We start from the raw sequence: 3,745 nt of genomic DNA on the forward strand, positions 1-3,745 counted from the left end.
TCGCTGGCGGCGGCTCCGGAAGATTCGCCCCCAACTCTCAAAAGAGCGGTCTGAATACTGTCGCCCCCGGCCACTGAACCGGCCACTCCCATATCAAGGCCGTCCAGGTGGTCAAGGCCGCCCATCAGGTCGGAAGTTCCGTGCTCATTATAACGAGAGCCGCGCTCGACAGTGGCCGGACCCGCCGCAGGGACGAGGTCCGGGCCAAGAGCGCTGAAAAATTCCGTGCCGGAAACCAGTTTGCCGGCGATTTCAAAATCAGGAATGTTTTCGGCGTGATAGTTGCTGTAAAAGTCATCTATACGGATGGCTGAGCCATCTTCAAAAGTAAATATCAGTGAGCTGTCATCGCGTGACAGAGTGACGCCGTCGGTTGAAAAATCAAGCGCGATCTTTGCGTTTTGGTCTGTTGCACGAACTGTTACTGCCTGCCCCTGAGCAGGACGGGAAAGGGTGATAGTAGGCATGGAGCCTCCATGATGTACCGGATACAGTGATATGGCGGCAATGCACGGGCATGCCGAAAGTATAAAAGGGAGAGTATGTAAGCGTAATGTTTACTTCTCTGAGGGGGCAATGCCCCTCTGCCTCTCTTGCAAGAGTGCAGCATTGGGAAGATAAGGGGTGAATCAGCGCAGGCTATGATCCACGATCTGGGAAGAAGCCATCGCCTTTTTAATAATATCTGTTATTAAAAAGGCGATGGCTATAAGGGTATAACAGTTTCTCTTTTTAGATAGGGTTTTTATGCGGAGTTAGATTGAATAAATCATAAATATGATCCAGTAATTTTTATTAAATCAGAATTGCATAATAATATTTATAATTGTATATTTGTTCGTATTTGAAAGTGAACCCGCTAAAAAACTATAGAATTTTAATCGGATTTACGCGAAGCCGATATTTTTTATGTTCGGCAGGCCCTGTACAAGGGCAGGGCATTCTACGGCAGGCATGTTTCGGCAACTGCGGGGTGTAGCATGAAATCGTTATCTCGAATGTAAATATCTGTGGGCTTAATTATTTTTGGCCGCGCTATTGCACGAAAAAAATTTGAGTCATGGGAAAATATTTCTCTGGGGCAGGGCGTGGTCTGCAAAAGGGTGAGTGGCTCCGCCGGGCTGTTGTGTTTCAATGGGGCGTTTACCATTTCATGAAATGTTCAGACCAGTATTCGCATGCTCTCAGTGGGGCGCACCTTCCAAGCTTGCATATTTTTAAAATTTTGATGCGACTTTTTAAGGTCATCTCAGATCCATTATAAATGCCCGGACCTGCGTTGCCAGACCGGGGCATTTTTTTGGGGCTTTACTCAACCGTCGGAATAGTGTGAAACTGGAGCAAACTACCTTTGCGGATATATATCCTCAAAGGTTGGAGACGCCGCTTCAGCGTGTAACAGCGCAGAGGTTCTGCGTCTGCTCCTCACAGCGAGCGTGTGTTCCCGCGACCGTCAGGCAATTCCAACGGGCAGAGGCAGAAGACAGCTTGCTCGTGCCGCGAGCTTCAGATGTGGCTAGCCATCGGAAACGGCAATTCGAATTCTTGATGGCGCAAAGGCTCACGACGGTCCTCCTTCGCCGCGTGGCTAGGGGCCTATGTCGTAACGCTCCTGTTTTTTCATTGATCAGGCGATGCTGTCTGGCATGTCTGTGTCTGGTTGCCCTGCGGTGCAGGATGGCTGTCGCGCGCCTGTTTCGGGCGTCGTCAGTCAGGGCCATGAGACATTTTCCGGGAGTCCCCTAGTTGTAGAGTGCCAGCCAGGCCAGCGTACCAGGGCGTAGCACCTTCAGAAAGCGTTGCGGCACAGGCTTGAGAATTTGAACACCGATGTTTGCGGCTGTCCGGCGTCAATCCCACGGTTCACAAACGATGGATGGGCGCTGGCGGCCGTGCGCAACCCGAAACAAAAAGGATGATTTTGCTATGAGAAAGCACGTAAAAGCCAATGTCAGTTGGGTTGGTTATATCGATTGGGAATTGCAGCATTTTCACGGAGATGAATATTCCATCATCAATGGTTCCAGCCAGAACGCCTATCTGGTTGAAGAAGAGAAAACCGTACTCATTGATACGGTTTGGGCGCCGCACAGATTTGAGTTTATTGAAAATCTCAAATCAGAAATTGACCTTGCAAAGCTGGATTGCGTGGTGGCCAACCACGGTGAGGTGGACCATTCCGGCGCCCTGACCGAGCTTATGAAAGCACGCCCTGATTTGCCCATTTACTGCACCGCCAATGCGGTTAAAAGCCTTGAGGGGCAGTACGGAAAGCATGGCTGGAATTTCAATGTGGTAAAAACCGGCGATACCATTGATATAGGCAATGGAAAAAAGCTCGTTTTTGTCGAAATGCGGATGCTGCATTGGCCTGACAGTATGGCAACCTACCTCACCGGAGATAACATCCTTTTTTCCAATGATGCCTTTGGACAGCACTTTGCCGTCGAAGGTCTTTTTAATGACAAGGCCGATCAGTGCCTGCTTGAGAAAGAGGCAATGAAATACTATGCGAATATCCTGAATCCCTTTTCTTCCTTTGTGACCAAAAAGCTTGAAGAAATTTCTGGTCTGAACATTCCCATCGACATGATCGCCCCCAGTCATGGCGTCATCTGGCGTGACAATCCCATGCAGATTGTCGAAAAATACGCGCAATGGGCGCGGGAGTATCAGGAAGACCAGCTGACCGTTGTTTACGACACCATGTGGGAAGGCACCACACGGCTTGCTCATGCCATTGCTGAGCAGGCGGGCAGGGTCAGCCCCAATACTGAGGTCAAGGTGTTCAACATCTCCAAGACAGACAAAAATGAAATAATGACCGAAGTGTTTAAATCACGGGCCATTGCCGTGGGCTCCCCAACGGTCAGCAGCACCATTCTGTCCAGCGTTGCCGGGTGGCTGCACTTTTTGGCTTCGCTGAAATTTAAAAATAAAAAAGCCGCTGTGTTCGGCTGCTATGGCTGGAGCGGCGAGGGCAACAAGGTGCTGAGCGAGGAGCTTGCCAAGGCCGGCTTTCAGGTTGTTGACGAAAGCATACGTTCGCAATGGAACCCGGAAAAAGCCGATCTTGATAAGAGCGAAGCCATAGCAAGGGCATTGCTGGCATAGGCCATCAGCGCCAGGGCTTTTTTACTGAAATGGCCCTGGCGCCACAGTAGGTCGTCCTGTGTTGTGGCGCGGAGGTCAAACCGCTATGCAACCGGATATGTGAATAGCCGGGATAACAGTCTTAGGTCAAAGCAAATGGCAAATAATACTTCTGTTCCAACTGAGCGTGTGAGGAATTGGTATTACAGAAATACAGGATTGACCGCAGTGGACCTGTTGCTGATGATGGGAAAATATGTTTGTGGAGAAACTTGTTGGAGATATTTTTCTAGAATATAAAAGACATAAAGAAGAAACTCATAGATGATATGTTCATGCTGAAATGAACTGAGCTAGGCAGTGTAGTCACGAGATTGATGCCCAAAGAAAAATGCATCTGATGTGAGGTAGTCGCGACTAGGAACGATGCGGTATTCTTCGCATATCTGGTCGCGATTCCTCGCCATCGCTTCAAGTGAAGAAAGGCGTTTTCCACCAGATGTCGTGCCTTATAAAGCTCTTTGTGGTAGTGTCCAGAATTTTTCGCACATTTTGTAGCTACCATGTGGTGTCAGGTCTGGCGCTGTCTTGAAGCTGGCGCGTGCTTTGCGAGCGGGACGCTAAGTGGCGATCCCGCGCTGCAATGCCCGTG

General features: G+C 49.5%; 2 protein-coding genes and 1 pseudogene. 1 reads left to right on the forward strand and 2 read right to left on the reverse strand.

The annotated features are described in order from the left end of the window. On the reverse strand, window positions 1–467 hold a 467-nt coding region (locus V6C07_RS00995), incomplete at its 3' end, for a hypothetical protein (protein WP_333534539.1). 1,459 nt (window positions 468–1,926) lie between these two features. Between V6C07_RS00995 and V6C07_RS01000 the strand changes: the two genes are divergently transcribed. Further along, window positions 1,927–3,114, forward strand: coding sequence for an MBL fold metallo-hydrolase (locus V6C07_RS01000; RefSeq protein WP_333534540.1), 1,188 nt, complete (start codon window positions 1,927–1,929; stop codon window positions 3,112–3,114). A 345-nt stretch (window positions 3,115–3,459) separates the two neighbouring features. Here V6C07_RS01000 and V6C07_RS01005 read toward each other — a convergent pair. Then, window positions 3,460–3,622, reverse strand: a pseudogene (locus V6C07_RS01005) (IS5/IS1182 family transposase); the annotation flags it as partial. Window positions 3,623–3,745 lie beyond the last annotated feature (123 nt).

The sequence above is a fragment of the Desulfovibrio sp. 1214_IL3152 genome (assembly GCF_036763055.1).
Classification (GTDB): domain Bacteria; phylum Desulfobacterota; class Desulfovibrionia; order Desulfovibrionales; family Desulfovibrionaceae; genus Desulfovibrio.